This window comes from Pseudoalteromonas sp. GutCa3 (assembly GCF_002836155.1).
Lineage (GTDB): Bacteria > Pseudomonadota > Gammaproteobacteria > Enterobacterales > Alteromonadaceae > Pseudoalteromonas > Pseudoalteromonas arctica.
This window is the reverse complement of record NZ_PJBK01000021.1, coordinates 24,735-47,134: the sequence shown is the minus strand read 5'-3', so window position 1 is coordinate 47,134 and position 22,400 is coordinate 24,735. Positions and strand designations below refer to the sequence as shown.

The window sequence follows — 22,400 nt, the reverse complement described above, 5'->3', positions numbered from 1 at the left end:
AAGCCACTATGCCTCATATTGTTATCCCCGTTGAAAATATTTCTACTACCCCAGAGCCCGTTACGTGTGCTAACTGCCAAGCCTGTTGTTGCCAATTAGAAGTGCGCATAGTAACCGACACCGGCGTGCCTTTTAACTACATTGAATACGATAAATGGGGCAGCGAAGTAATGAAACGCGCTGACGACGGTTGGTGCCAAGCACTCGACCGCAACACGCTTATGTGCTCCATTTACGAAAACCGCCCATTAGTTTGCCGCGAGTTTGAAATGGCCTCAGACGAGTGTATTACCGAGCGCGATTTAGCGGGTATATAGTCCGCTATTATTAAAGTACATAAACAACAAAGGGGCTTAAAAGCCCCTTTGTTTATTGCTTACTATAAAAAATTAAACTTTAAAGTAGCTAATATACTTTTTAAGCGTGTTTGAAAGGTCAGCTAATGCAACAGCTTCTTGTGCGTTACTGTTAAGCGACATGCTGGTTTCTTTAGACATACTGGCAATTTCTTCCACGCCGGTACTAATTTGCGCCACGGTGGCTACTTGGTTTGATGTTGATTCAACAATTTCAAGCACGTTACTTAATGAGTCGTTAGCTTGTTGCTGTATTTGATGCAGTAACTCGTTTGCCTCATGGGTAAGCGTTAGGCCATTTTCTACTTGTGGTACTGTAGTTTCCATAGCTGTTACCGACGCTTGCGTGTTTTCTTGTACTTGCAAAATCATTTTTTCAATGTCGCCTGTTGCATCACCAGTACGCTGGGCAAGTTGCCTTACCTCGTCAGCTACAACAGCAAAACCTCGGCCGGTTTCGCCTGCTCTTGCAGCTTCTATTGCCGCATTTAGTGCAAGCAAGTTTGTTTGATCAGAAATGCTGCGGATCACACTTAAAATATCGCCAATGTGTTTTACATGCTCTTGCAAAACATTTACTTGGGTAACAGTGGCTTTTACGGTTACAGAAATTTGCTCAATTTCGGCCGCTACTTTTTGCACAGCAATACTACCTTGCTGCGATAATTGTGCGGTTATTTTTGAGTTATCTTCTGTTTGCCTAACTGAGTCGGCTACAGCATGAATACTGCGGCTCATTTCTTCTAGGCTACTTACTGCCGAGTTTGTATAAGTTACTTGTGCGTCAGCGGCACTAAGTGCTTGCTGCGAGCCAGATGCTACGCTTGCAGAGTGCGTAGAAAGCTCTTCAGATGAGTTAATAATGCTATCTACAATGGTTTTTAATTTAGATTGCATAACCCCTACAGAAGCCATCATGCTATTTGGGCAACACGACTGTACATCGCCTCTTAAGTCGCCTTGTGCAATAAGGGCAATTACTTCAGCGGCTTCTTGTGGTTCGCCACCTACTGAATTTCTGATCAGTTGGCTAATAACATACGCAACGCTTGCACCTATTAAAAAGGCAAGTGCGGTGAGCGAAATCATCCAAATTTTAAACGAGCTGGCAATATCGAGAGTATCAATAGTGGTGGTTTGATTTGCTTGCTCTTGTAGGTTTATAAATTGGTTTATAACATTTAGCCACTGGGTAAACGCAGGGCGTGCATCGGTTAATAAAATGCGCTCAGCTTCGTTTAGGTTTCCTGCATTTTTAGCGTTTATAACACCTTGAATGAAAGGCTGAGTGCGCTGCTCTATTTGATTTATTTTATTAATTAAAGCGCGCTCTTCACTATTCATATCACCCATTAGCTCGGCCATAGAGCGGCTTGACGTTTGGTAAAATGCGTTTAGCTCTTTTATGTTCTTTAACACGGTGCTTAAACTGCTTTGATCGGTAATTAGCACTACATCGCGCACGGCTATTGCTCTGTCGTGTACGCTGCCTCTAAAGTTAATTGCGTAACGTTGCTTTACCGAATTTACGTCGGTCATGTGGGTAATGTTATTATTAATGAGGCTAACGCGCGAAATGCCAATAATGGTTAAAATAAGCATCATTGATAAAATTACGCCAAAGCCGGTCGTTAAACGCATGTTTATGGTCATGGTTGATCCCAAGTGTGAGTCAATACGCGCAAGAGCAGCTTGTATTATTAGTGATTATTCTAAAACAATAGCAGCATTATGCCTTATTAATTAAAGTTTTATTAGCAATAAGGGATTGTTTGTTAATTTAGTTTACAAGCGTAACTTTAATGAGGAGTGTTTTTCAGGCATTAAAAAAGGGGCTAAATGCCCCTTAATGTTATATAAAAATATTATATAAAAGTAGTTAGTCGTACTTTGCTTCTAGCTCATTAGCTGTATGAAACTTCTCATGGCTTTGTAATTGCTCGTCGTATTTAACGAGGTTTTTAAAGTGCGCTAATTGACCTGAGTTTTTAACTATTTCAACAATAAACGACATCATAAAGTCAGCGCCCGTTAGGGTATCGCCCACTAAATAACGTTTACCTTCTAGGCGGTCGTTAAAGTAGCTAATTACTTTGGCTGTTTCAGCGTCGGCATAGCCTTCTAAAAACTGCGTTTTAGCGCCGTCTTTTAGTACAAACATTTTAAGTAAAAGCGGTAAAATTGCTGAGCTTTCTGCAAAGTGCAGCCACTGCTGGTAGTCAACATATTCAGCGGTATCTACTTTTGGAGCAAATTTACCGTTGCCGTATTTAGAAATAAGGTAGTCGGTAATAGCGCCTGATTCAGCAATAATTAAACCGCCATCTTCAATTACCGGTGACTTGCCAAGTTGATGAATATGCTTTAGTTCGTCAGGTGCTAGGAATGTGTCTTTATTACGCTGATAAGCCACAATTTCGTAGTCAACATCTAGCTCTTCTAAAAGCCAAATTATACGTTTAGAGCGGGATTTATTTAAATGGTGTAGTTTAATCATGTCAGTCCTTTTGTGGCTTGTAAGGGCTTTGCCTTACAAGCCGTATAAAATTAAAGTGGGTTATTAATTTTAACCACAGTTTTACCAAAGTTTTTACCGCATATCATATCGTTGAACGCGTCTACTGTATTTTCGATGCCTTCTACCATGTGCTCACGGTATTGAATTTTTCCGTCTTGTAGCCATTTTTGCATGTCTTGTGCAAACTCGTCGTAACGGTCGCCGTAATCATCAAAAATGATAAAGCCTTGCATTTTAATACGCTTAGTAAGCAATTGACCCATTAGCATACCTAAACGGTCTGGGCCTTCTGGCAAGCTAGTAGCGTTATATTGCGATACTAAACCACACAATGGTACGCGCGCTGCTGTATTTAGTAATGGTAATACGGCGTCGAATACTTTACCGCCCACATTTTCGTAGTAAACATCAATGCCTTTATCACAGGCTTTTTCTAACTGCTCTGCAAAGTCATCAGCTTTGTGGTCAATACAGGCATCAAACCCTAGTTTTTCAACGGCGTGTGCACATTTTTCGCTACCACCAGCAACACCGACTACTTTACAGCCTTTAATTTTAGCTATTTGACCAACCGTTGCGCCTACAGGGCCTGTTGCTGCTGCAACAACTACGGTTTCGCCTTCTTTAGGCTGGCCAATATCAAGTAAACCCATGTAAGCAGTAAAGCCAGGCATACCCATAATACCTAATGCGTATGAAGGGTTTGCAGGCTCTTTACCTAATTGCATTAAGCCTTCGCCGTCGGTAATGGCGTAGTCTTGCCAACCTGTGTAGGCAAGTACCCATTCACCGATCCTAAACTTATCGTTTTTAGACTCTTCTACTTGGCACACAGTTGCGCCAACCATTACATCGCCAATATTAACTGGATCAGCGTACGACTTAGCATCGCTCATACGACCACGCATGTACGGGTCTAATGATAGGTAAATAGTGCGTAGTAAAACTTCGCCGTCTTTTAATGCAGGAAGCTCTACCGTTTTTAATTTAAAGTTTTCATCTGTTGGAGCGCCATTAGGGCGTGATTCAAGAGTAAGTTGGCGACTAGTCGTAGACATAAAAGATCTCCTATTAATATAAATAAACTACTTACCGAATGTTTACGCTTTAAAAATCGTGTTCAGCTAAACAATAATGCGCGGCTAAGCAGTATGGATATGTACAATGCGTACCTTAATAAAGGAGTTTTGGGCGGGTGGTTGATAATTCAACCTTTGCGTAAATTTAATTAGAATAATTACTCTGCTTTGAGCTTATTAAATATATGATTGTTGTAAAACATCCCGTTTTTATAAATGGCCTGTTTAAGCACAGCCTCTTGCTCAAAGCCACTTTTAATAAGTGCTTTCATAGAGCCGGTATTACCAGCAAACACAGCGCCAAAAATTCTGTTTAAGTGTGAGTTTGCAAACGCTTCTTCGCATATAAGTTCAATAGCGCGAGTAATGATCCCTTGCCCCCAATAGGCTTTATTTAGCCAATAACCAATTTCGCCACTGTGGCTGTATTCAAATTCGCCGGGAGTTACACCAATACAACCCGCAAATTGCCCATTTACCTCAATGGCTTTAACCGTTGCATCAATTACGCCGTTTTTTGAGCCTTGGTTTATCCACCAATCAGCATCGGCTTGCGTATACGGAAACGGAATTTTTGACGATAAATAACGCGTTACCTGTTCATCATTTAAGGTGCTAATAATAAAAGGCGCGTCTTGGGCTTTAAACTCTCTGAGGGTGATCATTGGATTCCGTCCACAAATGATTTTTATATAAAAGAGGTATTGAAATTGCTCTATAGGTAATTATTAAGATTTTTCTTTAAAATACTTCAACAAAGTTGATATGGGTATAAAGCCATGTAGCTTAGTTGATTGGTCGTGTTTTGCAGATCCTCTGGATGCTATGCCAATAACTTTTTGATCTTTATCTAATACTGGTCCGCCACTATTCCCATGAATTATAGGAATATCCAAAAGCCATATTTTTTGGTCATATAATATTTTCGACTGTATAATTTTTCCAATATTTATATAGGGGGTTTCATCTGGTGAGTATTGAGGAAAGCCTAACACTGTAACTTCTGAACCAATATCTAGTGAGCTATCATCACCAACGTCGAGCCTTTTGATACCATTAAAATCTTTTGTTGGTTTTAATATTGCCAAATCTCTAGATTTACAAGATTTTTTAAAAGTAACATTTTTCTTATTTGTTTGCTCAAAATGCCTAAAAAACTCCAGAAGCTCAGGGTTGTCTTCATCAATACCTTCCACGACATGTTCGTTTGTTATCATCCCTATATCTTTTAATAAAAAAGCTGTCCCTTGCGCAGCATCAAGCATATTTTCAATGATGAATATGGAATCACACACTTTATCTAAGGGGGTTTTAATTAAGTCTGAATTAGGTTTACCAGTTAATACAGAATAGTCATAAGCAATTTTTCTATAAATAATGTCTTCTGAGCCGCGTACCATTTTTATAAAATTAATACGCCCTTTGACTATTTTCTGAAAAAATACCCCCTCTTTTTTATCTATTTTTCTTTTGTGCTTTTCAAATAAGGTTTTCTTATGATATTTGTCTAAATAGTGGAATTCGGCATTCTCTAACCCAAAAGTTTTCCAAGCATAAAGCATTGATCGAGTTTGTTTAATAAAACTTCTGGGAACATTCATTCTTTCATTAACTGTGATCCCCGTAACTTCTTGCCTTTGGCATTTTGAAGAAATGCGTGTTTTAGAGTCATTAATAGTAAATCCATTTTTTGATATAATTTCCTTGAGGTCATGGCCAATAGTGATGTCTAGATCACTCGATAGCTTTACTATGGGTTTGGGTAGTTTTCTTCTTTTTTGGGTAAATGAAAATGTTAAGTCATCCGCATAACGTGTATATGTACACCTATTATTTGATGCTAAATATTGAATTTCTTTATCTAACCGATAGGCTATCATATTTGAAATAATAGGAGATGTTGGTGCGCCTTGGGGTAACTTTCCTTGATAACAACATAAATGAGATAACACTGTCGCAACAGGCTTCGATAAAACTAAGGGGTAAGAACAAAACAGATTTCTTACTCGTCCAAAATGGATTGAATCAAAAAAATTTTTAAGGTCTAAATTCAATACATATTTTTTATCTACATGTTTAGCTGCATTGCTTACAATACTGCGATTTTTAATGAAGCCGTGAGTAGAGTTTCTAGGAGAAAAATAGTTACCTAATTCAACGTTGATTAATTTTTGAATACTTTTTAAAGATTTTCTCGGTGCTTTTATTATGCGTTTATGACCGTTTTTTTTTGGAATTTTAAAGCTATAATAAAGATGATTAGTTGATGGGTATACTAGTTCATCTAATTGACTGTAAGAAGTAAACCCAAGAAACTTAGCTAAACCTTCAACACATTTACATTCTTTCAAACATGTTGGTGTCTTGATTATTAGTGAAGAAGAAAAATTCAGCATTGGTAACTCATAAAATATTCATCCATAAAAAAGCGAGGCGACTTTGTTTTCTCTTATACATTGATACACCAAGGAGCAGAGCATCAGAAACGGATATAAATGAAACATGCCAATGACCGCCGCAGATTAACAGCAGAAAGTTAAACTCTCGCCTCGCATTACAAAACTATACTATGAATCAGTTACTTGTAAAGTATTAGTTATTTTAAACTGGATTTATATCAGTTTAATTTACTCAAGTGTTTGTTGTGAGAGTTATGTCTATAACTTTGTTTTAAAGTCATCTAAGATAGCCTCACTATTTTAGGTCGAATCATGCGAGTAATCATGCACCCTCACATTAAAGCGCTTTATAACAGCGCCCAAAAACCAAGCCGTTTAATTATTGGTTTAATGAGCGGCACCTCGTTGGACGGGCTTGATGTTGCACTGTGTAAAGTAACGGGAGCGGGCTTAAATACACACATTGAGGTTTTAAATTTTACTACTGTTGATTACAACGACGATTATAAAACTAAAATAAAGCAGGTATTTGCTAAACGAGAATGCGATTTAGAGCTTGTTACTTTACTGCACCCGTGGGTAGGTAAACTCCATGGCGATATGGTTAACCAGTGCTTACATACTTGGCAGGTAAACCCAGCAAGTATTGATGTAATAGCAAGCCACGGGCAAACCATTTACCACTGCCCGCAGTCGCAGCATAACCACAAAAGCTTTACTAATGGCACCTTACAAATTGGCGATAGCGACCAAATAGCCGTTACTACGGGTATTACAACCATTGGTGATTTTAGGCAAAAACACATAGCCGCAGGGGGCGAGGGCGCACCGCTTGCTGTGTATGGCGATTATTTGTATTTTTCGAGCGCTGTTGAGAGTCGGGTTTTGCTAAATATGGGCGGCATAGCTAACTTAACGTTTTTACCCAAAAATGGTGATGCAAACGGAGTGTTTAGCTCCGACATTGGCCCCGGTAATACCATTATGGATGCCTACGTACAGCAACATTTTAAAGATATGCATTATGACGATGGCGCAAAAATAGCAAAAGCAGGCAAGGTAAATACACCATTACTAAATGCATTATGTAATAACGCATTTTTTGAACTCCCAATGCCTAAAACCACAGGGCCTGAGGTATTTAACTTAGCGTATTTAAACGCCGCGCAGCAGCTTACAAATACTCACCATTTAAGCCATGAAGATGTAATGGCCACCTTAAATACCTTTACTGCAACCGTTATAGCAAATGCATTAAACGAGTGTGCAGAGCGCGTACAAAATTGTGTGGTGTATGCAAGTGGTGGCGGTATTCATAACCCTTTACTAATGGCGCAACTTACAGTGCTTTGCCCACGTATTAAGGCTTTTAAAAATACCGACGATTTAGGTATAAATCCCGATGCAAAAGAGGCTGTGTTATTTGCTATTTTAGCAAACGAATGCCTAGCAGGAGAGCAGCAACACCTAAGTAACACCGCACAAGGTATTGCGGGAGTTACTATGGGTAAAGTAAGTTTTGCAGATTAATAACTTATAAGACGCGTCGCGTAATTTAAGTGCAGCCAGCACTAAAACAGCGATAAAAACGTAGAACCCATACTCGCAAAGTAGCTACGAACGCCCTGTGACTTGGTATGTTCAGTTTTTATTTGCTCAGGGATATAGCCTTGCTCAAATGCTTTAATGTACACATCGAGTTGCTGGCTTTCTTTTAAGGTCGTATTTTTTCCGTGCAGCATCATTTGCACTACAAAACACTGGCTTTGTGTAATGTTACTTAAAGTTAGGTTTACAGTACCAGATTCAAGGTCTGCATTGCTCAGCGTTTTTTCAGTAAAATACTGCGCCCCACGCGCACTGGGCTGCGTTGCACTTAGTGAAATAACATCGCTCTCATTTGCGCCATCAGGCAACACACACTGCAGCGTAATGTTATGCGCAGCATTGGCTTTTAGCGATAGCTTTTCATATTCCATAGCGTGGCTCATCGCCGCAGACATAGAATCATCAAATGATTGCAGTGCAAATGTTAGTTGCACTAAGGGTGTACTCATCTTACTTAGTCTTCTTGAGTCTATTCATTTATCGGATAGAGATTATCGCGGATCAAGGTTACAGATTTATGACTAATTGCATTAATTAGTACAATTATTGAGTGGTTTGATCAAAGAGGATCTTTTTGTTCTAGGGCTGGAATTACGTGTTCAAACCTCTGTAAGATAATCTCACACGTCCAGAAATAATATAAATGCTTTATGATTTATTTTTAAAAGTACAAATAGCTTTAGTTGAGCCCGCAAGTTAATTTACGGCAGCTATGAGCGATAACCCAACGATCAATGATTACGATACCAGTTAAAGTTTACCCCTTTGTTGCCTTATTATTCTTCAGAAAGAGCTTTATATAAAATGAGGCGATAGCGATAGATTAGGTAAGTGAATCGAGCACGAAAATTTTAATTAGCAAATATACACTTATTCAATTTTTACTGTTGACTATTTAAATACCTAAAGAGATACTTGTCCCGAGTCCTAGGACCCGGGACGCGTTACTTGGAGGGTAGATGAAAAGTCAAGATGTTTTATTATTACTAAAATTGATTTCGCTGCATGTGGGGCTTGATGGGAAAGATGGTGATTCGGACATTATTCAAGTGGATGGTACTTGGGAGGATTGGGATGAAAAGGGGTTAAAACCTACTTTTACCGAAATGGATCAAATTGAAAGCCGATTTTCCTTAAGAAACTTAGAAGGTTTAACTGGGATAAGTAAATCTCAGATTAGTCTTAGCCTTAATCGGATGTATTCCGTAGGACTTGCAAAAGTAGATCGCAAACTTCAAGTACCTAAAACAAATACTAAGGCTTTGTTAGAGTTTATTGCCTATGGTATTCGATACGTTTTTCCTGCAAAAGAGGGGGTGATTGGCAGAGGGATCGCTACGTCGATAGCTGCCCCTGTTCTCAGAGGTAAGTTAATGACGTCTGGAGAGCTTCAGCCTGTATGGTCAAATCCAAGGGGTAATACTAAAGGCATGTTAATTGAGCCATTACACCCTAAAGTATTTTTAGCAGTACAGCAAGATGCCCAGTTGTACGCGATGCTAGCGTTAGTTGATGCGATAAGAATAGGCCATCCACGAGAACGAAATTTAGCACTAGAAATGCTCAATAGCATATTTAAGGTAGCCAAATGAATACAATCAACCTTCAAAAAGAGATGTTAATAAAAGTTGCTACTGCACTTGGAGATGACTTAATAAGATCAATGGTATTTGTTGGGGGTTGCACCACAGGGCTATTGGTCACTGATGAGTTTACTAAAGAGCAAATAAGGTATACCGACGATGTTGATTTGATTGTTGATATCATGGGGTATGCAGCTTGGACTGATTTGCAGGAACAACTTAAAGTGAAAGGGTTTTCTATTGACATGGGCGAGGATGTTATGTGCCGCATGATACTTGATAACCTTAAAGTTGATTTTATGCCAGTTGATGAGAAAGCGCTTGGTTTTACTAACATATGGTATAAAGACGCAGTAGCAACCGCCGAAGACTACGTGCTGAATGATGCATTAACCATTAAATTAATAACGCCAGAATATTTTGTAGCCACAAAGCTCGAAGCCTATTTAGGAAGAGGGAAGGGTGATGCTCTTTCAAGTCATGATATTGAAGATTTACTTAATATTTTCGATGGTAGAGCATCAATAGTTAATGATATTTTATCAGCCTCAGAAGACTTGAAAAATTATATTAGCGAACAGCTTAATAGTTTAATGGAAGATGGTAATTTTGAGTATGCAGTTCAGGGAACTGCTAGGAATAGTTTAGACAGAGAGCAGTTGATCTTTGAGCGTATGGAAGGCTGTATTGTGTATGGCTGACCCTTCTTCACTAAAACTGATACACCGGACTCAACAAGGATTCGAACGAGCAGAAAACAAAGATTATTTTTCGATAATAAATACTGACTTCGGTACTTGGGTATTTGTAATTGATATATCTACCTCATCAATCGCTACAACAAACCTAGCTAAAAGGTTTAGCGAACATTTCTATGCTTGCCTCCAAGGCTTACTTATAAACAGTGTTAAGCTTTTTTCAGAAAAAATAGCACAAGATAAACCTCAATTAGAGGATTATTTTGAAGACGCAGAGAAGCGTAATCAAATTATCCAACAGGCTTTCAGCGCAACTAAAAAAGAATTGAAAATAGGTATTGCCAGCTTTTTATCACTGTACCGTAATGGTAGCTCCAATAAAATTTATGGCTTCTGTGCAGGTGATTGTCGGTTAGGTTTATTCAACAATAAAAGTATTCAATGGTTATCACCTGTTCATACTGGGGCGAACCCATTGGGTAACGATTTTGAAAGTTCGATAAGCTCAGTTCCTGAACGCCATATATTAACTAAGAGTTTAAACTTAAGGCGTAAATTTGAACCTGAAACGTTTGAATTAGACTTTTCAATTGATAATATTTTTGCTTTAGCAACAGATGGCTTTTGGATGGAGTTAGATGAGGCGCAGCAGCAAAGCTTCATCAATGAACCTGATGTATGTTTGGCTGATAGAGACTTAGTTGATGATACTTCGGTATTACTTATTACCTGGTCAGCTCTAGAACAAGAGATAGAACTCAAATTTGAATGTAGTTTAACGTTTGGATTAAAGTCATCACCAAAAAAAATAGCAACACCGATAAATGAAAACCTACTGATTATTAACAGCAGAAGTCTTTAATTTATTAGGGATGTCTACAAAACAGAGAATAAGAATGAACATTAGCGATTAGCCAATTTAATAAGTGCTATTTACTAAAAAGTCATAGAAATCCACGAATGTAATTGATTTGCTAAAGTAAATACTCCGAGCTAGCTTTTACAACGACCAAATAAAAAGCAGATACCTAATTAGCATCTGCTTTTATATTTTTAACGAAGAATATTTAATTAAGCTTGAGGTTTAATTAAGTACTTTTCGCCTGTTGCTTGTTTAGAATAAGCCGCGATTGATTGTAAATGTAATACCTCAGCTAATGACACTTCGTGCGTGTAGTTGCTCGCAAATGTAGTGGTGATTTCATCAGCAACGCGTTTGCGCATTTTCATTACTGTATCTGTGCCTAATTTACCTAAGGCATTAAATAACAAGAACCCGTTTACAGCCCAAGCAAAGCCAAAGTTACGGTTTAATGTAATAGGGCCGCGGTCTAGTGCGCCATAAATGTACACTTGTTTAAATGTATCAGAGCCGTAAATTGTGTGCTCTTTCATATCGCGCGCAGCTGCAACTTCCATACAGTTAAGAATGTCACTTGTTAGTTGGCCGCCACCAATAGGGTCGAACGCTATAGTTGCACCGGTTTCGATTATTGCAGCTGTTAGGTCAGCAAGAAAAGTGTCGCTGCTTGAGTTAACAATATATTTTGCACCCATATCGCGCAGTAATTTTTCTTGTTCTGGTTTGCGAACAATATTAATTAAATCAACGCCATCGGCAATACAAATACGGTTTAGCATTTGGCCAAGGTTAGAAGCTGCAGCAGCATGAATAATGGCTTTATGGCCTTCAGCGCGCATGGTTTCTACCATTGCAAGTGCGGTAAGTGGGTTAACAAAAGATGATGCACCTTCTTTAGCAGTAGTCCCTTCTTTTAGCTCTAGGCAACTTTGTACATTGGCACATATAAATTGACGATACGTACCGCCGCCAATTACTGCAACGGTTTTACCTATTAATGCTTGTGCGGCTGGTGATGAGCCTGCTGCCACTACGGTGCCTGCGCCTTCATTACCTACAGGGGTTGCTTTTCCAACACGGGTTTTAAGTGATGGCATAAATTGAGCTGGAACATCGGCAGTAATTACTGGGTCTTCATCAGTACCCGATTGTTTTGCAGTAGACATATCAGCTGCGCTGAATAAAACGCCTAAGTCTGATGGGTTTAATGGTGCAGCTTCAATGCGAATAACTACTTCATCGGCATTCGGCTTTGGCATCTCGATGTTTTTTAAGGCAAGTGTTAGTTTATTGTCTTCGCTGATAGTTGAAGTAAGTTGTATATTTTTATCTGTCATAGGTGTCCCGTGCAAAGAATTAAATTTGTTAAGCCAATCACGTTATTGTATTGGCGATACTGTATTAGTAATTAAAATTTAGAATAGATTACTTTTATAGCTACGCGTTATTTTGCGTTTGCTGCTTGAATTTGCGCTTTCACTTTTTGCATAAATTCAGCCATATTTGATTGGCGATCGGCCTCTATGCTTTGGGCAATGGCTAATTGGCTCATTGATTCGTTCCACTCTTTCATACCGGGTACTTGTGCAAGTACATCCCAATCAAGCTGGCTTGAGCCAAAGGCGCTAACAATGGTGTTTACGTAATAAACGTAAATGTCTGCCATTGTAAATTGCTCGCCTGCAATCCAAGGTGAAAACTTACACACGCTACTCAAAGCGGTTACGCCACGCGTTAATACTTGGCGTACTTCGGCTTTAGTTGTTTCAGGTACTTCAGCGCCAGAAAATACATAAGGGATAAACCGTCTGCTTGGCAGTTCAAAATAAAGCTCTGCCATTTTCATAATTTGACGTACAACTGCGCGCTCACCTGCATCTTCAGGATATAGCGGGGTTTGTGGGTACGACTCTTCTATAAAGTCGCAAATAACACTCGACTCAGAAATATTAAGGCCGTTAGCTGTTGTGATTGCAGGCACTTTGCCTGCAGGGCTGATTGCTAATAACTCTTCACTTCCGCCGTAAACAAGGTGTTCTTTAAATGGCAGTTGTTTGTGTAAAAGTACATGTTTAACTAGGTTGTAATAGTTGCTAGCAGCAAAACCGTGCAAAGTAATCATAAGTCAGCTTTCCATCATTAACGTGAAGATACTCATTGCCAAAAATGCAATTTAAGTCCCTGTCTTTAGGTTGAGTACATTATTACTTGTTTTAATTTGCTTATATATAGGGGAAAATGCGAATCACTTTTGTCTTTAAGACAATAAAGCATTTTATTTAATGGAGAGGCAACTTGGATCAACTAAAAGCCATACGGTATTTTATTAAGGTGGTTGAAACGGGCAGTTTTACCAAAGCCGCAAAAGCTTTTGATGTGCCGCCTTCGTCGTTGTCACGGCGAGTTGCTGATTTAGAAAAAAGCCTAGGGGCGACGCTTTTAAAGCGTTCTACCCGCATAGTTAAATTGACCGAAGTTGGGCAAATTTACTACAGCGATGTGCAAAAAATAGTGAACCAGCTTGAGCAAAGCCACGAAACGGTTCGAAGTTACCAAACAACCCCAAAGGGGCGTTTATCTATAAGTTGCATGGTAGGTTTTGGCGACAAAATGCTCATGCCGCTGCTTGATGAATTGAGCGCGTTATACCCTGAAATAATACTCGATGTAAGCTTAAGCGATGAGCTGTCGACACTCGGGCGTGACGATGTTGATATTGCTATTCGTGGTGGTTATGCACCCAATGAGCGCGTGATAGCAATAAAACTTATGGATAATGGCTTTATACCTGTGGCGTCCCCCTGCTATTTACAAAAACACGGAGTGCCAAGTAACGCCATGGAATTAAAGCACCATAATGGGCTTTATTTTAAAACGCCTTCAGGGCCAACGCCGTGGTTATGTAAAGTAGATGAGCAATGGCATGACGTTTCTGGGCCTGCTGTCGCTATTTCAAATAACGGGTCGTGGCTTGCTAAAAAAGCATGTAACGGGGAAGGTATTTTAATGTCAACTCGATGGGCACTGGCTTCATATCTTGAGCTGGGTGAGTTACAAGAGCTTAAGTTTGAGCATGAGGTGGCAATAACTCAAAATTCTAATATGGCTGTTTATTTGTTGTATCAAAAACAACGTTATTTGGTACCAAAGGTAAAAGCGGCGGTCGATTTTTTAGTACAAAGAATAAAAGAAACAGGTGAAGGTAGTAAGCAAATAAAATAGCCCTTAAGAGTAAGGCCGATTATTTGTATAAATAATAGGTAAAAAAACCTCCTTAAGCTAAAGCTTTTAACTAAGCGCCCGATACATTACTTAATAGGGTTTAGCGATTAAGGATAATCATGGTTAATAATATATTTGGCAGTCAGGCTAATCTAAGCACTATGATTGCCCAATCAGTTAATAACGCCAACCAAACATCTGCGACACCTTCACTGCACAGTAGTGGCGACCTTCAAGCTATTAATGATTTACAAACTAACGCCCCCAAAATATCCGATGAGTTATTAAGCCAGCTAAATAACGAAACTATTGATGAAGCACTAGCCAGTAATCAAAAAGCAGGGGACGTGTTACAGCAGCAACTTACCTCGTTATTTACAATTTCAAGCACGCCGAGCACGCTTAACTATAAACTCTCCGATGAAGAACTCGCCCTGCGCACCGTAATAAGCTCTCAGCATGAGGGGTTATTAAAAAACGAAAACAGCACCCAATTAATTGAGCGATTAAATACATCAGTTAAAAATATTCAGGGTGCTTATGCTAATACCAGCGATATTTTATCGAGTTTAGGTCAGCTTGGGCATGAGCAAAAAACGTTTTTAGCCTCAAGCCAGCAACGTGTAGAGCGCTCGCTTAATCCTTATATGGAAAGCCTTAATCGCGCAAAATACGAGGATGACGATAACTACCTGTTTGAGCTCTCGGTAAAAACTAAAGAAGGTGATGTTATAAACATTACCTTTAACTCATCGCAAGGTTATGACGAAGAAACAGGTGAAGCGATAGATGGCTTTGGCATAAGTTACGAAGTTAATGGCAATTTATCAGAGGCTGAACATGGCGCTTTAACGCAGGTTATGGCGGGTGTTGGTGAAATGGCCGATGAATTTTTTAAAGTGAGTGAAAATTCATTTAATCCTCTTATAGTCCCAAATCAAACAGACATGAGCTTAGATTTTTTAGCGGGCTTTAATAGTGAACAGTTAGCCGGTTTTAATGTGTCGTTTTCAACAACGCAAAATGATGCGCTTGATACTGCAGAGAATACGCTTGATTTAAGTTACTCCATTGATGAAGCATCAAACCAGCAAGCACTTGTGTTTAAAGCAGTAGGTGGGCAAAACGACATTGATTTTGCACTCGATATGTCAACCATTGGCGCTAAAGACACGCAGCAAATGCAGCAATATTTAGCGTCGCTAGATCAAAGCCTAGAAGATAGCCGAGTAAACAGCACCCAGGACGATAAAGAGTCGGCATTTGGGCGCAAAGGCGATGAGGCAATGCAGCAAGGTTTTGCATTGTTTAAAGGTGCTTTTACGAGTATGTCGGCGGCTGCTGAGCGTTATAGCAATTTGGAGTCACTTGCAGATCAGCACTTTAATGACGGGCGCGCCATGGTTGCCGATTTGGTTGATAACATGATTACAAACGATGCCCGTTACCAAGGGCTTGGTAATAAAGCGCCAAATACATTAGGAGCGGGTATTTCTAAGCTCGCTGATTTTGATGCAACATTTTCTTATGCGCTTGATAACGGCGACTATCAACCTAAAAGTACAATTGAGCTAAGCCAAGCGACTGAACAAGCCCAATTAGGGGAGCTTAGCGGTGTAACGCAAAGTAAAAATGTAAGCAGCCACTTTGATTATCAATACAGTCGCCCTGATTATTACGACAAAGAAGAGAGTTATAACGTAAACACCGCCGTTAAAAATAAAGAGCTTGTGGGGCTTGATCAGTCTCACGAGGTTGATGTTGATACAAAAATGTTTGAGTTTAATCCGCAAACTAATCAATACGAGCTGCAAATGGCGATGCAAGAGCAAACAGTTAGTAAAAGCGACATTCGCTTAATTGACGATATTTGGCTTGAAGAAAACGAAAACAGCTACAACATGAATAAAAAAGAGCGTGTTGAGAGCGACGAAAAACAAGATGAGTTTAAAAAAACAAGCAGCCATTCTCATAATAAGTTAGTTACCTTAATTGGTGACTTAGATAAGCTAGCTGAGAATAAAGACGTAAGGCGAGAATATTTAACTAACTTATCGCAAGTTAACTTTTTTATGGATAAAAAGTAACGGTCTTGAGTTGTTCACTCCACACTCAATATTGGGTATAGTCGTTTAATACCTAAATTAATACCTAAATTAAGAGCAACCTTATGTTTAAACAATTAATTTTACTGTGCGCTTTAAGCATGCCGCTTGTAAGCTGCGCTGCTGATGCACCTTTTTCGGGCGGAATTTCCACTGATGTACTGCTAAGCGACTACGACAAGTTTAACGAACAATACAAAGCGTTTACGCCAACAGCACAAGACATTGCCCTAATGCAAAAGCTAGAAGGCAAAGAGCTAATTGTATTATTTGGAACGTGGTGCCACGACAGTGAGCGCGAAGTGCCAAAGCTCATTAAGTTACTTGATGCATCGAAAGTACAACTTGCAAGCATTGAATATGTGGCCGTAGGTTACAACAAGCAAGACGATGCAGGCATTGCACAGGCTCACGACTTACAATACACACCTACGTTTATTGTTAAACAAAATGGCAAAGAGTTAGTTCGCGTAATTGAAAAGCCAACGGGTACGTTAGCGCAAGATTTAACTCAGGGTTTGTAAATAGAGCTTGTTCGTATTTGGGGTTAACGATTTAGCAAATAGGTTTATAAGTTAGCTGTTGGGCTGCTATGAGTAGTCTCCTGATACTTTAATGTGTGAAGCCAAAAATTTCCCCCTTTGGCTGAGCCAAAATAGGAATTCAGCTATGGTTTGCATATCAATTAAAACAAATAACAAACTAATTAATCTACAAGCTCGTTATGGTGTTTCTTAATATGTCTAAGGATCTACGTAAAAATTTGATTGCTGCGATTATTAGTCCTTTAATTGTATTACCAGTCCTTGGTTTTTGTTATTTTTATGCGGGTATAGAAAATTATACTTCTCTTAGTTCATTAATTTCAGGTGTTGGTTTTGGTGTATCAATAGGGATGGGAAGTTTATTTTATTTCTATCCTTTAATGTTCATTTACGGATTACCTATTAGCTTATTACTCCAAAAGTTAAATTTATTTAAATTACCTGTAGTTTTAATCTTAAGTATACTTCCAGTTTTTTTACTTAGTCTTTTTAGTGAATTTAATCGTGCAACATTGGTTCTTCATTTATTAGTACTTTCAATGGGTTTAACTAGTTGGCTTATATATAATAAATTAAGGTAACACCACAACAAGTGATTAATGTTACACAACCGTTTTCTTACTCGACTTACAGCTCAGATCAAACATTATTCACTAAATAGGCTTTTTTCGAATGCTTGTGCGGCATGTGAAGAGGGTCTGTCTTTATAGTGTAATTGGTATAATGGTCTTGATAACTCGACGTTATTTGGCTGTTCTAGCCGTGTTAATTTACCTAGCTGTACTAAATCCTCAGTGACTACATTGGGTAATAAAGCAACGCCCATGCCTTGAGTGACGGCCCTTGCTATTGCTTCGTTACTCCCGAGTTGCATACTGTTTTTTGCTGTAATGCCATGTTGCTGTAGTAATTTAACCGAGACCTCTAAAGTGCCCGAGCCTGGTTCGCGCAGTAGCCAAAACTGTTTGTTTAACCATGGTTTTAAGTCTTTCGTGGGCTTAAAGTTACTGGGTATAACGATACTCATTAAATCGTTTTGCCAGTGCTTACTTATAATATGTGGCTCGGTTGGTGTGCCTTCAACCAGTGCTAAATCGATAGTGCATTCTAGTAGGGCGTGCTCAATTTGCGCGGTATTGGCAACTTGTACTTCTACTTTTATATGGGGGTACTGCGCGCAAAAATTGGCTAAATAGGGCGGTAGCCAATAGCTGGCAATGGTTGTACTGGTGCCTATAACGAGTGTGCCGCGCTTAAGCCCTGTACGTGATTTAATATCTTCAATGGCTGCCTTTTCAATAGCAAAAATACTACGAGCATGATCATACAAGGCTTGGCCGCCCTCGCTTAAGGTAAGTTTTTTGCCTTTAGATGCACGCTCTATAAGTTGTATATTTAGCTGATACTCAAGCTCTTTTAAAGCTTTAGACACAGCTGGTTGGCTTATAAAAAGCGCCTCAGCTGCTGCTGAAAAACTGCCTAATTTAGCAACCGTATAAAACACCCGAAGTGCATGCAAGTTCATTGTGCCTCTCAAATCACATAACCTTAAGTTATCGAATCATGATTTTAATGTATTGGAGTTATATTTTGCGCTTTCTTAAAATGAAGTCAACTAATCACGATGACTTTATTAAGGGATGACTATGCTTAGTGCAATTAAAGATATGCCACAGCTTTTTAGTATTAATACTAAGCAGTATACCAACTCGCGTTGGTGGCTAGGAATGCTATTGGTTATTGTTTTAGCGGGTGTTGCTGTTGCCATGAGTAAGTTGCCGGTAATGCAAAGTGCCCAGTTTAGCTCCTTAACTATTGGTATTGTGCTAGGCATTATTGTAGGTAACAGTGTGTTTTCGCGTATTGCGACTCATACCGATGTGGGTGTTGATTACGCTAAAAGTATTTTACTCAAAGCGGGTATTATTTTATTTGGTTTTAGAATTACCTTTACACAGGTAGCAGGCGTTGGCTGGAGTGGCTTACTAACCGACATTGTTATGCTCAGCGGTACGTTTATATTAGCAATGCAGCTTGGTAAACGTGTATTTAAACTTGATGAGCAAACAGTAATATTAATTGGTGCAGGTAGCTCTATTTGTGGCGCAGCAGCTGTAATGGCAACCGAACCTGTAATAAAAGCGCAGGCACATAAAGTATCGGTAGCGGTAGCAACGGTGGTGGTATTTGGTACGTTGAGTATGTTTGCCTACCCAATCATGTTTGAGTATATGGGGCTGAGTGAGCACGCATATGGTATTTTTGTTGGTTCAACTATTCACGAGGTAGCGCAAGTTGTTGCAGCGGGTACAGCCGTAAGCGCCAATGCTGCTGATACCGCCGTTATAGAAAAAATGCTACGTGTGATGATGCTTGCGCCATTTTTAGTCGCTTTGTCGTTTTGTCAAAGTAAAAAAAGAGCAAAGGCAGGTAATACTATAAGTAATGAGGGTAATAAATCAGGTATTAGCATCCCTTGGTTTGCAGTGTTATTTATTGTGGCAAGTGGTGTACATTCACTCTCTATTATTCCTCAAGTGGCTACAAGCGCAGTTGTTTGGTTTGATAATATATTACTAACCATTGCGATGGTGGCTTTGGGTTTACGCACACATGTTGGGGCAATTCGCCAAGCGGGTATTAAACCGCTGTTACTGGCGCTGTGCTTGTTTTTGTTTTTAACATTGGGTGGTTACGCTATTAATATAGGTATTGCTGAGCTGTTTTAAACGTTACTTGGTAAAAGTTGATTGGCGGCTTAAATCGGCCAATCAACTTCGTTTAAAGTATCCAGCTGTTTGCTGGTGTTTTCATTGCCTTGCCATTTATTAGTGTAAAAAGCGTGCGGGTCAAACTGTAACGTTTGTTTTTCAATATTGAAGTGCCTACCACCACGCGGATCTACGCCTACACCTGCTATATATTGCCAATTACCCCAATTAGCGGCTACATCGTAATCAATAAGTTGTTGTTCAAAATAAGCCGCGCCATAGCGCCAATCAAGACCAAGTTCGTTAACTAAGCAGCTTGCGGCAATTTGCCTTGCTCTATTTGATATATAACCGGTCGCATTAAGCTCGTTCATAATGGCATTGACTAATGGGTAGGGTGTTGAGCCATTACACCAGGCAGCAAAGCGGTTTGGCATAAATGTAGTAAGGGGTTTTGTTTGCTTTTGGCCTTTAAAGCTAAACAGGCTTTTACCTGCCTTAAGTGCATGCCATTTAAAATATTCTCGCCATAGTAATTCAAACTTAATCCAGTAGGTTGACTCGTTTGTTATTTGATTATGTTCGTACGCCTCAACGGCTTTATAAACTTGCCGCGCACTTACACAGCCAAAAGCAAGCCAGGTACTAAATTTTGTGGTGTTATTAAAGCCATCAAGCTCGTTTCGAGTTATTTTATAAGTACTTGGTAGCAAGTCTGAAAAGTATTGCTTTAAATGTGTTTGCGCACTTTTAAGCCCGCCATTCATTACTGCGTTGTTATAATTAGTATGCTCATTAAGCTCAATTGGGTTTGCAGCACATAATGTTATAGGCTGAGGGAGTAAACCTTTAGGCAGAGTTGAGGTTGTTATAGGTATGTTTATCGCCTCTACCATTTTTCTAAATGGGGTAAAGCTTTTAGGCAGCTCGTCTAAATCAAAAGGGAGGTCGCTTTGTTGAAATAAGGTGTCTTGTTGAGTTGTTTTAAATATGACATGTGGGCAATGTGCTTTTAGTCGCGCGAGTTGGCGCTGCTCATAGGTTCCAACGAGTTCACTGCACACCACTTCGTCAATGTGTTGCTTAGCTATGCGCTGCTTTAAAACACTAACAGGTTCGCCCTCAAGTACGTGCAGTGTTTGCCCGCGCTCAATAAGCTCTTGTTGCAGCTCATACAAGCTTTGCATTAAAAACTGTTGTTTATGCACACCATATGGCTTTTGTTGGTAGTTATTATTTTTAAACCAGTGTGGGTTTATTACAAATACAATATCGAGCGCACATTGCCCAGTAGCAAGTTCGCTTAAAATAGGGTTGTCGTCTATTCGTAAATCGTTTTGTAGCCAATATAAAATACGTTTGCTCATAGGTTTGCTCAGGTTTTAAAACTCTAAAGTGGTACGAAGCAAAAGCGGGTGAGGATTAATTTTCGCTTGTATTTAATTAAGAAAGGATGAGCAAGTACTACTTGCTCATATAGGCTTACTTAAAAGATTGAGTTGCTTGGCGTATATTTTTAGATATATAGGCAATTAAATAAACAAAAACAGTTAGTGGTAAACCAAGTATAAATAAGGCAATTTTGTACTTATTAGCAATAGTTGATTTAGGTAATGTTATTGCAAAGCAAATGCTCATGGCTAACCAAAAGAAAGCTAAAAGTGGTGATATGTTTGATTGAGAGTTAGCTAAATCACATGTGCCAAATGATATATTGACAGTTGCTGCGTTTCCTATTTCTATACACTCGTTGCTGTTGATAAGGCTTAATGTAATTACTGTTATGATTAATACTAGTAATAGAGGTAATAAGTGTTTCATATTTTTTTCCTTAATTGTTTAATTTGAAATGGGTGATGTACACCGCAGTAATAAATTAAAACGTCAGGTAAAAAATAACGATAATAAAGCTGATAGTTAGTTATTACAAAGTTATAACCATGACATAAGTATAGTTATAACTTTTATAAATACTTACTAATCAGTTGCTTGTGTTTTTACTTCAGCAATTAGTTGGTATCCGCGCTTCATTATAGATTTTATATATTTGGGGTTTTTTGTGTCGTTATCGCCAAGGGCCACACGCAGTTTGCTAATAACTCGCCTTACTGCAGTGTCGGTTACAATTTGATTTTCCCATACGTTATTATGTAACTCTTCAAGGCTAACAATTCTTGGTTGTTGCTCTATTAAATAGCTAAGTACTTGTATGCATTTGGGCTCTAATGTGTAGTGGGCATCCTCTTTAATTAAAGACTGCTGTATACCGTCAAAAGTGTACTCGCCAATTATTAGCTGATTCACTCTAGTTTTTTTAATGACGGATTTTGCATAATCAGGGTTAGGTTGGGTTTTCTTTTCTGTCGTATTTAAGTGTTTTTTATAAAGCCGAGATACCATCATTCCAGCTAAATTCATTAAAAGAACTAACGGGCTGAGTGGGAATGCACAGAGAAAAAGTAAATATTTAAAACCTACGTGTACATTTGGTTTATTAAGGGTCTGCCCAAATAACACATTTAAAAGCATCCATATAATAAAATAAGGCGTAAGGGAAATTGAATCTGTTTGCTCCCCACAAACGCCATATTTTACGCCCTCTATGTAGTTTGATGCGTCTAAACAAAAAGCATTTGCTTGGCTGCTAAATAAAATGAGTGATATAAAAATAAGTAGGTGTTTCATTAAAAAGTCCATTTAGAAAGAGGCGGCAA

Annotated in this window: 22 protein-coding genes; 10 read left to right on the top strand and 12 right to left on the bottom strand. The window is 39.0% G+C overall.

What is annotated here, in order from left to right; genetic code table 11:
- Positions 1–8 precede the first annotated feature (8 nt).
- Positions 9–317: a YkgJ family cysteine cluster protein gene (locus CXF64_RS03420; RefSeq protein WP_002962790.1), complete on the top strand. Its 309-nt coding sequence runs from the start codon at positions 9–11 to the stop codon at positions 315–317.
- A 72-nt stretch (positions 318–389) separates the two neighbouring features.
- Here CXF64_RS03420 and CXF64_RS03415 read toward each other — a convergent pair whose 3' ends face one another.
- The 5 genes from CXF64_RS03415 to CXF64_RS03395 form a co-directional block, all read right to left on the bottom strand.
- Positions 390–2,009, bottom strand: a complete 1,620-nt coding sequence (locus CXF64_RS03415; RefSeq protein ID WP_101216279.1) for a methyl-accepting chemotaxis protein — start codon at positions 2,007–2,009, stop codon at positions 390–392.
- Between the two features lie 226 nt (positions 2,010–2,235).
- Entirely contained in the window at positions 2,236–2,853 is a 618-nt protein-coding gene (locus tag CXF64_RS03410; RefSeq protein ID WP_002962787.1) for a glutathione S-transferase family protein, read from the bottom strand.
- A 50-nt stretch (positions 2,854–2,903) separates the two neighbouring features.
- Positions 2,904–3,932 (bottom strand): NADP-dependent oxidoreductase, encoded by a 1,029-nt coding sequence (locus tag CXF64_RS03405; protein ID WP_101216278.1) that lies wholly within the window; start codon positions 3,930–3,932, stop codon positions 2,904–2,906.
- A gap of 179 nt (positions 3,933–4,111) precedes the next feature.
- Positions 4,112–4,618: a GNAT family N-acetyltransferase gene (locus tag CXF64_RS03400; RefSeq protein ID WP_101216277.1), complete on the bottom strand. Its 507-nt coding sequence runs from the start codon at positions 4,616–4,618 to the stop codon at positions 4,112–4,114.
- Positions 4,619–4,681: 63 nt separating this feature from the next.
- A complete protein-coding gene (locus tag CXF64_RS03395) occupies positions 4,682–6,349 on the bottom strand; it encodes a reverse transcriptase domain-containing protein (RefSeq protein WP_101216276.1) in 1,668 nt (555 codons plus the stop codon).
- A 327-nt stretch (positions 6,350–6,676) separates the two neighbouring features.
- Here CXF64_RS03395 and CXF64_RS03390 point away from each other — a divergent pair, with 327 nt between their 5' ends.
- Positions 6,677–7,882, top strand: a complete 1,206-nt coding sequence (locus tag CXF64_RS03390; RefSeq protein WP_101216283.1) for an anhydro-N-acetylmuramic acid kinase — start codon at positions 6,677–6,679, stop codon at positions 7,880–7,882.
- Positions 7,883–7,923: 41 nt separating this feature from the next.
- Here CXF64_RS03390 and CXF64_RS03385 read toward each other — a convergent pair whose 3' ends face one another.
- Entirely contained in the window at positions 7,924–8,409 is a 486-nt protein-coding gene (locus tag CXF64_RS03385) for a hypothetical protein (RefSeq protein ID WP_010554987.1), read from the bottom strand.
- Between the two features lie 510 nt (positions 8,410–8,919).
- On the opposite strand from CXF64_RS03385, the gene CXF64_RS03380 reads away from it, so the two are divergent.
- From CXF64_RS03380 to CXF64_RS03370, 3 genes are read left to right on the top strand one after another with little or no spacing between them, the layout of a single operon-like run.
- Positions 8,920–9,552, top strand: a complete 633-nt coding sequence (locus CXF64_RS03380; RefSeq protein ID WP_024591164.1) for a hypothetical protein — start codon at positions 8,920–8,922, stop codon at positions 9,550–9,552.
- A complete protein-coding gene (locus CXF64_RS03375) occupies positions 9,549–10,244 on the top strand; it encodes a hypothetical protein (protein ID WP_101216275.1) in 696 nt (231 codons plus the stop codon). The genes CXF64_RS03380 and CXF64_RS03375 overlap by 4 nt, the downstream gene beginning before the upstream one ends.
- Entirely contained in the window at positions 10,237–11,103 is an 867-nt protein-coding gene (locus tag CXF64_RS03370; RefSeq protein WP_024591166.1) for a hypothetical protein, read from the top strand. Before CXF64_RS03375 ends, CXF64_RS03370 begins: the two co-directional genes overlap by 8 nt.
- Positions 11,104–11,312: 209 nt before the next feature.
- Here CXF64_RS03370 and CXF64_RS03365 read toward each other — a convergent pair whose 3' ends face one another.
- The gene (locus CXF64_RS03365) at positions 11,313–12,440 is read right to left on the bottom strand and encodes a zinc-binding dehydrogenase (protein ID WP_101216274.1); all 1,128 of its coding nucleotides are present in this window, start codon (positions 12,438–12,440) and stop codon (positions 11,313–11,315) included.
- A 107-nt stretch (positions 12,441–12,547) separates the two neighbouring features.
- The gene (locus CXF64_RS03360; protein WP_101216273.1) at positions 12,548–13,225 is read right to left on the bottom strand and encodes a glutathione S-transferase family protein; all 678 of its coding nucleotides are present in this window, start codon (positions 13,223–13,225) and stop codon (positions 12,548–12,550) included.
- 173 nt (positions 13,226–13,398) lie between these two features.
- Here CXF64_RS03360 and CXF64_RS03355 point away from each other — a divergent pair, with 173 nt between their 5' ends.
- The 4 genes from CXF64_RS03355 to CXF64_RS03340 all read left to right on the top strand — a co-directional run bounded on the left by CXF64_RS03355 (position 13,399) and on the right by CXF64_RS03340 (position 17,556).
- A complete protein-coding gene (locus CXF64_RS03355) occupies positions 13,399–14,325 on the top strand; it encodes a LysR family transcriptional regulator (RefSeq protein WP_101216272.1) in 927 nt (308 codons plus the stop codon).
- A gap of 119 nt (positions 14,326–14,444) precedes the next feature.
- Complete coding sequence (locus CXF64_RS03350; protein WP_101216271.1) at positions 14,445–16,412, top strand: hypothetical protein; 1,968 nt, start codon at positions 14,445–14,447, stop codon at positions 16,410–16,412.
- 83 nt (positions 16,413–16,495) lie between these two features.
- Positions 16,496–16,954, top strand: a complete 459-nt coding sequence (locus CXF64_RS03345; protein ID WP_101216270.1) for a TlpA family protein disulfide reductase — start codon at positions 16,496–16,498, stop codon at positions 16,952–16,954.
- Between the two features lie 215 nt (positions 16,955–17,169).
- Positions 17,170–17,556 (top strand): hypothetical protein, encoded by a 387-nt coding sequence (locus CXF64_RS03340; RefSeq protein ID WP_101216269.1) that lies wholly within the window; start codon positions 17,170–17,172, stop codon positions 17,554–17,556.
- A 65-nt stretch (positions 17,557–17,621) separates the two neighbouring features.
- Here the strand turns inward: CXF64_RS03340 and CXF64_RS03335 are convergent, their stop codons facing one another.
- The gene (locus tag CXF64_RS03335) at positions 17,622–18,500 is read right to left on the bottom strand and encodes a LysR family transcriptional regulator (protein WP_101216268.1); all 879 of its coding nucleotides are present in this window, start codon (positions 18,498–18,500) and stop codon (positions 17,622–17,624) included.
- Positions 18,501–18,621: 121 nt separating this feature from the next.
- On the opposite strand from CXF64_RS03335, the gene CXF64_RS03330 reads away from it, so the two are divergent.
- The gene (locus tag CXF64_RS03330) at positions 18,622–19,704 is read left to right on the top strand and encodes a YeiH family protein (protein WP_101216267.1); all 1,083 of its coding nucleotides are present in this window, start codon (positions 18,622–18,624) and stop codon (positions 19,702–19,704) included.
- A gap of 29 nt (positions 19,705–19,733) precedes the next feature.
- On the opposite strand, the gene CXF64_RS03325 is transcribed toward CXF64_RS03330, so the two are convergent.
- From CXF64_RS03325 to CXF64_RS03315, 3 genes are all read right to left on the bottom strand, one after another.
- The gene (locus CXF64_RS03325; protein ID WP_101216266.1) at positions 19,734–21,053 is read right to left on the bottom strand and encodes a DASH family cryptochrome; all 1,320 of its coding nucleotides are present in this window, start codon (positions 21,051–21,053) and stop codon (positions 19,734–19,736) included.
- 115 nt (positions 21,054–21,168) lie between these two features.
- The gene (locus CXF64_RS03320) at positions 21,169–21,507 is read right to left on the bottom strand and encodes a transcriptional regulator (RefSeq protein ID WP_101216265.1); all 339 of its coding nucleotides are present in this window, start codon (positions 21,505–21,507) and stop codon (positions 21,169–21,171) included.
- Between the two features lie 156 nt (positions 21,508–21,663).
- Positions 21,664–22,371, bottom strand: a complete 708-nt coding sequence (locus CXF64_RS03315) for a winged helix-turn-helix domain-containing protein (protein WP_101216282.1) — start codon at positions 22,369–22,371, stop codon at positions 21,664–21,666.
- Positions 22,372–22,400 lie beyond the last annotated feature (29 nt).

What these genes read in the sequence shown, in the direction of transcription:
- CXF64_RS03420 (WP_002962790.1), top strand. Translation starts at nt 9, where the DNA reads ATGCCTCATATTGTTATCCCCGTTGAAAATATTTCTACTACCCCAGAG.
- CXF64_RS03415 (WP_101216279.1), bottom strand. Translation starts at nt 2,009, where the DNA reads ATGACCATAAACATGCGTTTAACGACCGGCTTTGGCGTAATTTTATCA.
- CXF64_RS03410 (WP_002962787.1), bottom strand. Translation starts at nt 2,853, where the DNA reads ATGATTAAACTACACCATTTAAATAAATCCCGCTCTAAACGTATAATT.
- CXF64_RS03405 (WP_101216278.1), bottom strand. Translation starts at nt 3,932, where the DNA reads ATGTCTACGACTAGTCGCCAACTTACTCTTGAATCACGCCCTAATGGC.
- CXF64_RS03400 (WP_101216277.1), bottom strand. Translation starts at nt 4,618, where the DNA reads ATGATCACCCTCAGAGAGTTTAAAGCCCAAGACGCGCCTTTTATTATT.
- CXF64_RS03395 (WP_101216276.1), bottom strand. Translation starts at nt 6,349, where the DNA reads ATGCTGAATTTTTCTTCTTCACTAATAATCAAGACACCAACATGTTTG.
- CXF64_RS03390 (WP_101216283.1), top strand. Translation starts at nt 6,677, where the DNA reads ATGCACCCTCACATTAAAGCGCTTTATAACAGCGCCCAAAAACCAAGC.
- CXF64_RS03385 (WP_010554987.1), bottom strand. Translation starts at nt 8,409, where the DNA reads ATGAGTACACCCTTAGTGCAACTAACATTTGCACTGCAATCATTTGAT.
- CXF64_RS03380 (WP_024591164.1), top strand. Translation starts at nt 8,920, where the DNA reads ATGAAAAGTCAAGATGTTTTATTATTACTAAAATTGATTTCGCTGCAT.
- CXF64_RS03375 (WP_101216275.1), top strand. Translation starts at nt 9,549, where the DNA reads ATGAATACAATCAACCTTCAAAAAGAGATGTTAATAAAAGTTGCTACT.
- CXF64_RS03370 (WP_024591166.1), top strand. Translation starts at nt 10,237, where the DNA reads ATGGCTGACCCTTCTTCACTAAAACTGATACACCGGACTCAACAAGGA.
- CXF64_RS03365 (WP_101216274.1), bottom strand. Translation starts at nt 12,440, where the DNA reads ATGACAGATAAAAATATACAACTTACTTCAACTATCAGCGAAGACAAT.
- CXF64_RS03360 (WP_101216273.1), bottom strand. Translation starts at nt 13,225, where the DNA reads ATGATTACTTTGCACGGTTTTGCTGCTAGCAACTATTACAACCTAGTT.
- CXF64_RS03350 (WP_101216271.1), top strand. Translation starts at nt 14,445, where the DNA reads ATGGTTAATAATATATTTGGCAGTCAGGCTAATCTAAGCACTATGATT.
- CXF64_RS03345 (WP_101216270.1), top strand. Translation starts at nt 16,496, where the DNA reads ATGTTTAAACAATTAATTTTACTGTGCGCTTTAAGCATGCCGCTTGTA.
- CXF64_RS03340 (WP_101216269.1), top strand. Translation starts at nt 17,170, where the DNA reads ATGTCTAAGGATCTACGTAAAAATTTGATTGCTGCGATTATTAGTCCT.
- CXF64_RS03335 (WP_101216268.1), bottom strand. Translation starts at nt 18,500, where the DNA reads ATGAACTTGCATGCACTTCGGGTGTTTTATACGGTTGCTAAATTAGGC.
- CXF64_RS03330 (WP_101216267.1), top strand. Translation starts at nt 18,622, where the DNA reads ATGCTTAGTGCAATTAAAGATATGCCACAGCTTTTTAGTATTAATACT.
- CXF64_RS03325 (WP_101216266.1), bottom strand. Translation starts at nt 21,053, where the DNA reads ATGAGCAAACGTATTTTATATTGGCTACAAAACGATTTACGAATAGAC.
- CXF64_RS03320 (WP_101216265.1), bottom strand. Translation starts at nt 21,507, where the DNA reads ATGAAACACTTATTACCTCTATTACTAGTATTAATCATAACAGTAATT.
- CXF64_RS03315 (WP_101216282.1), bottom strand. Translation starts at nt 22,371, where the DNA reads ATGAAACACCTACTTATTTTTATATCACTCATTTTATTTAGCAGCCAA.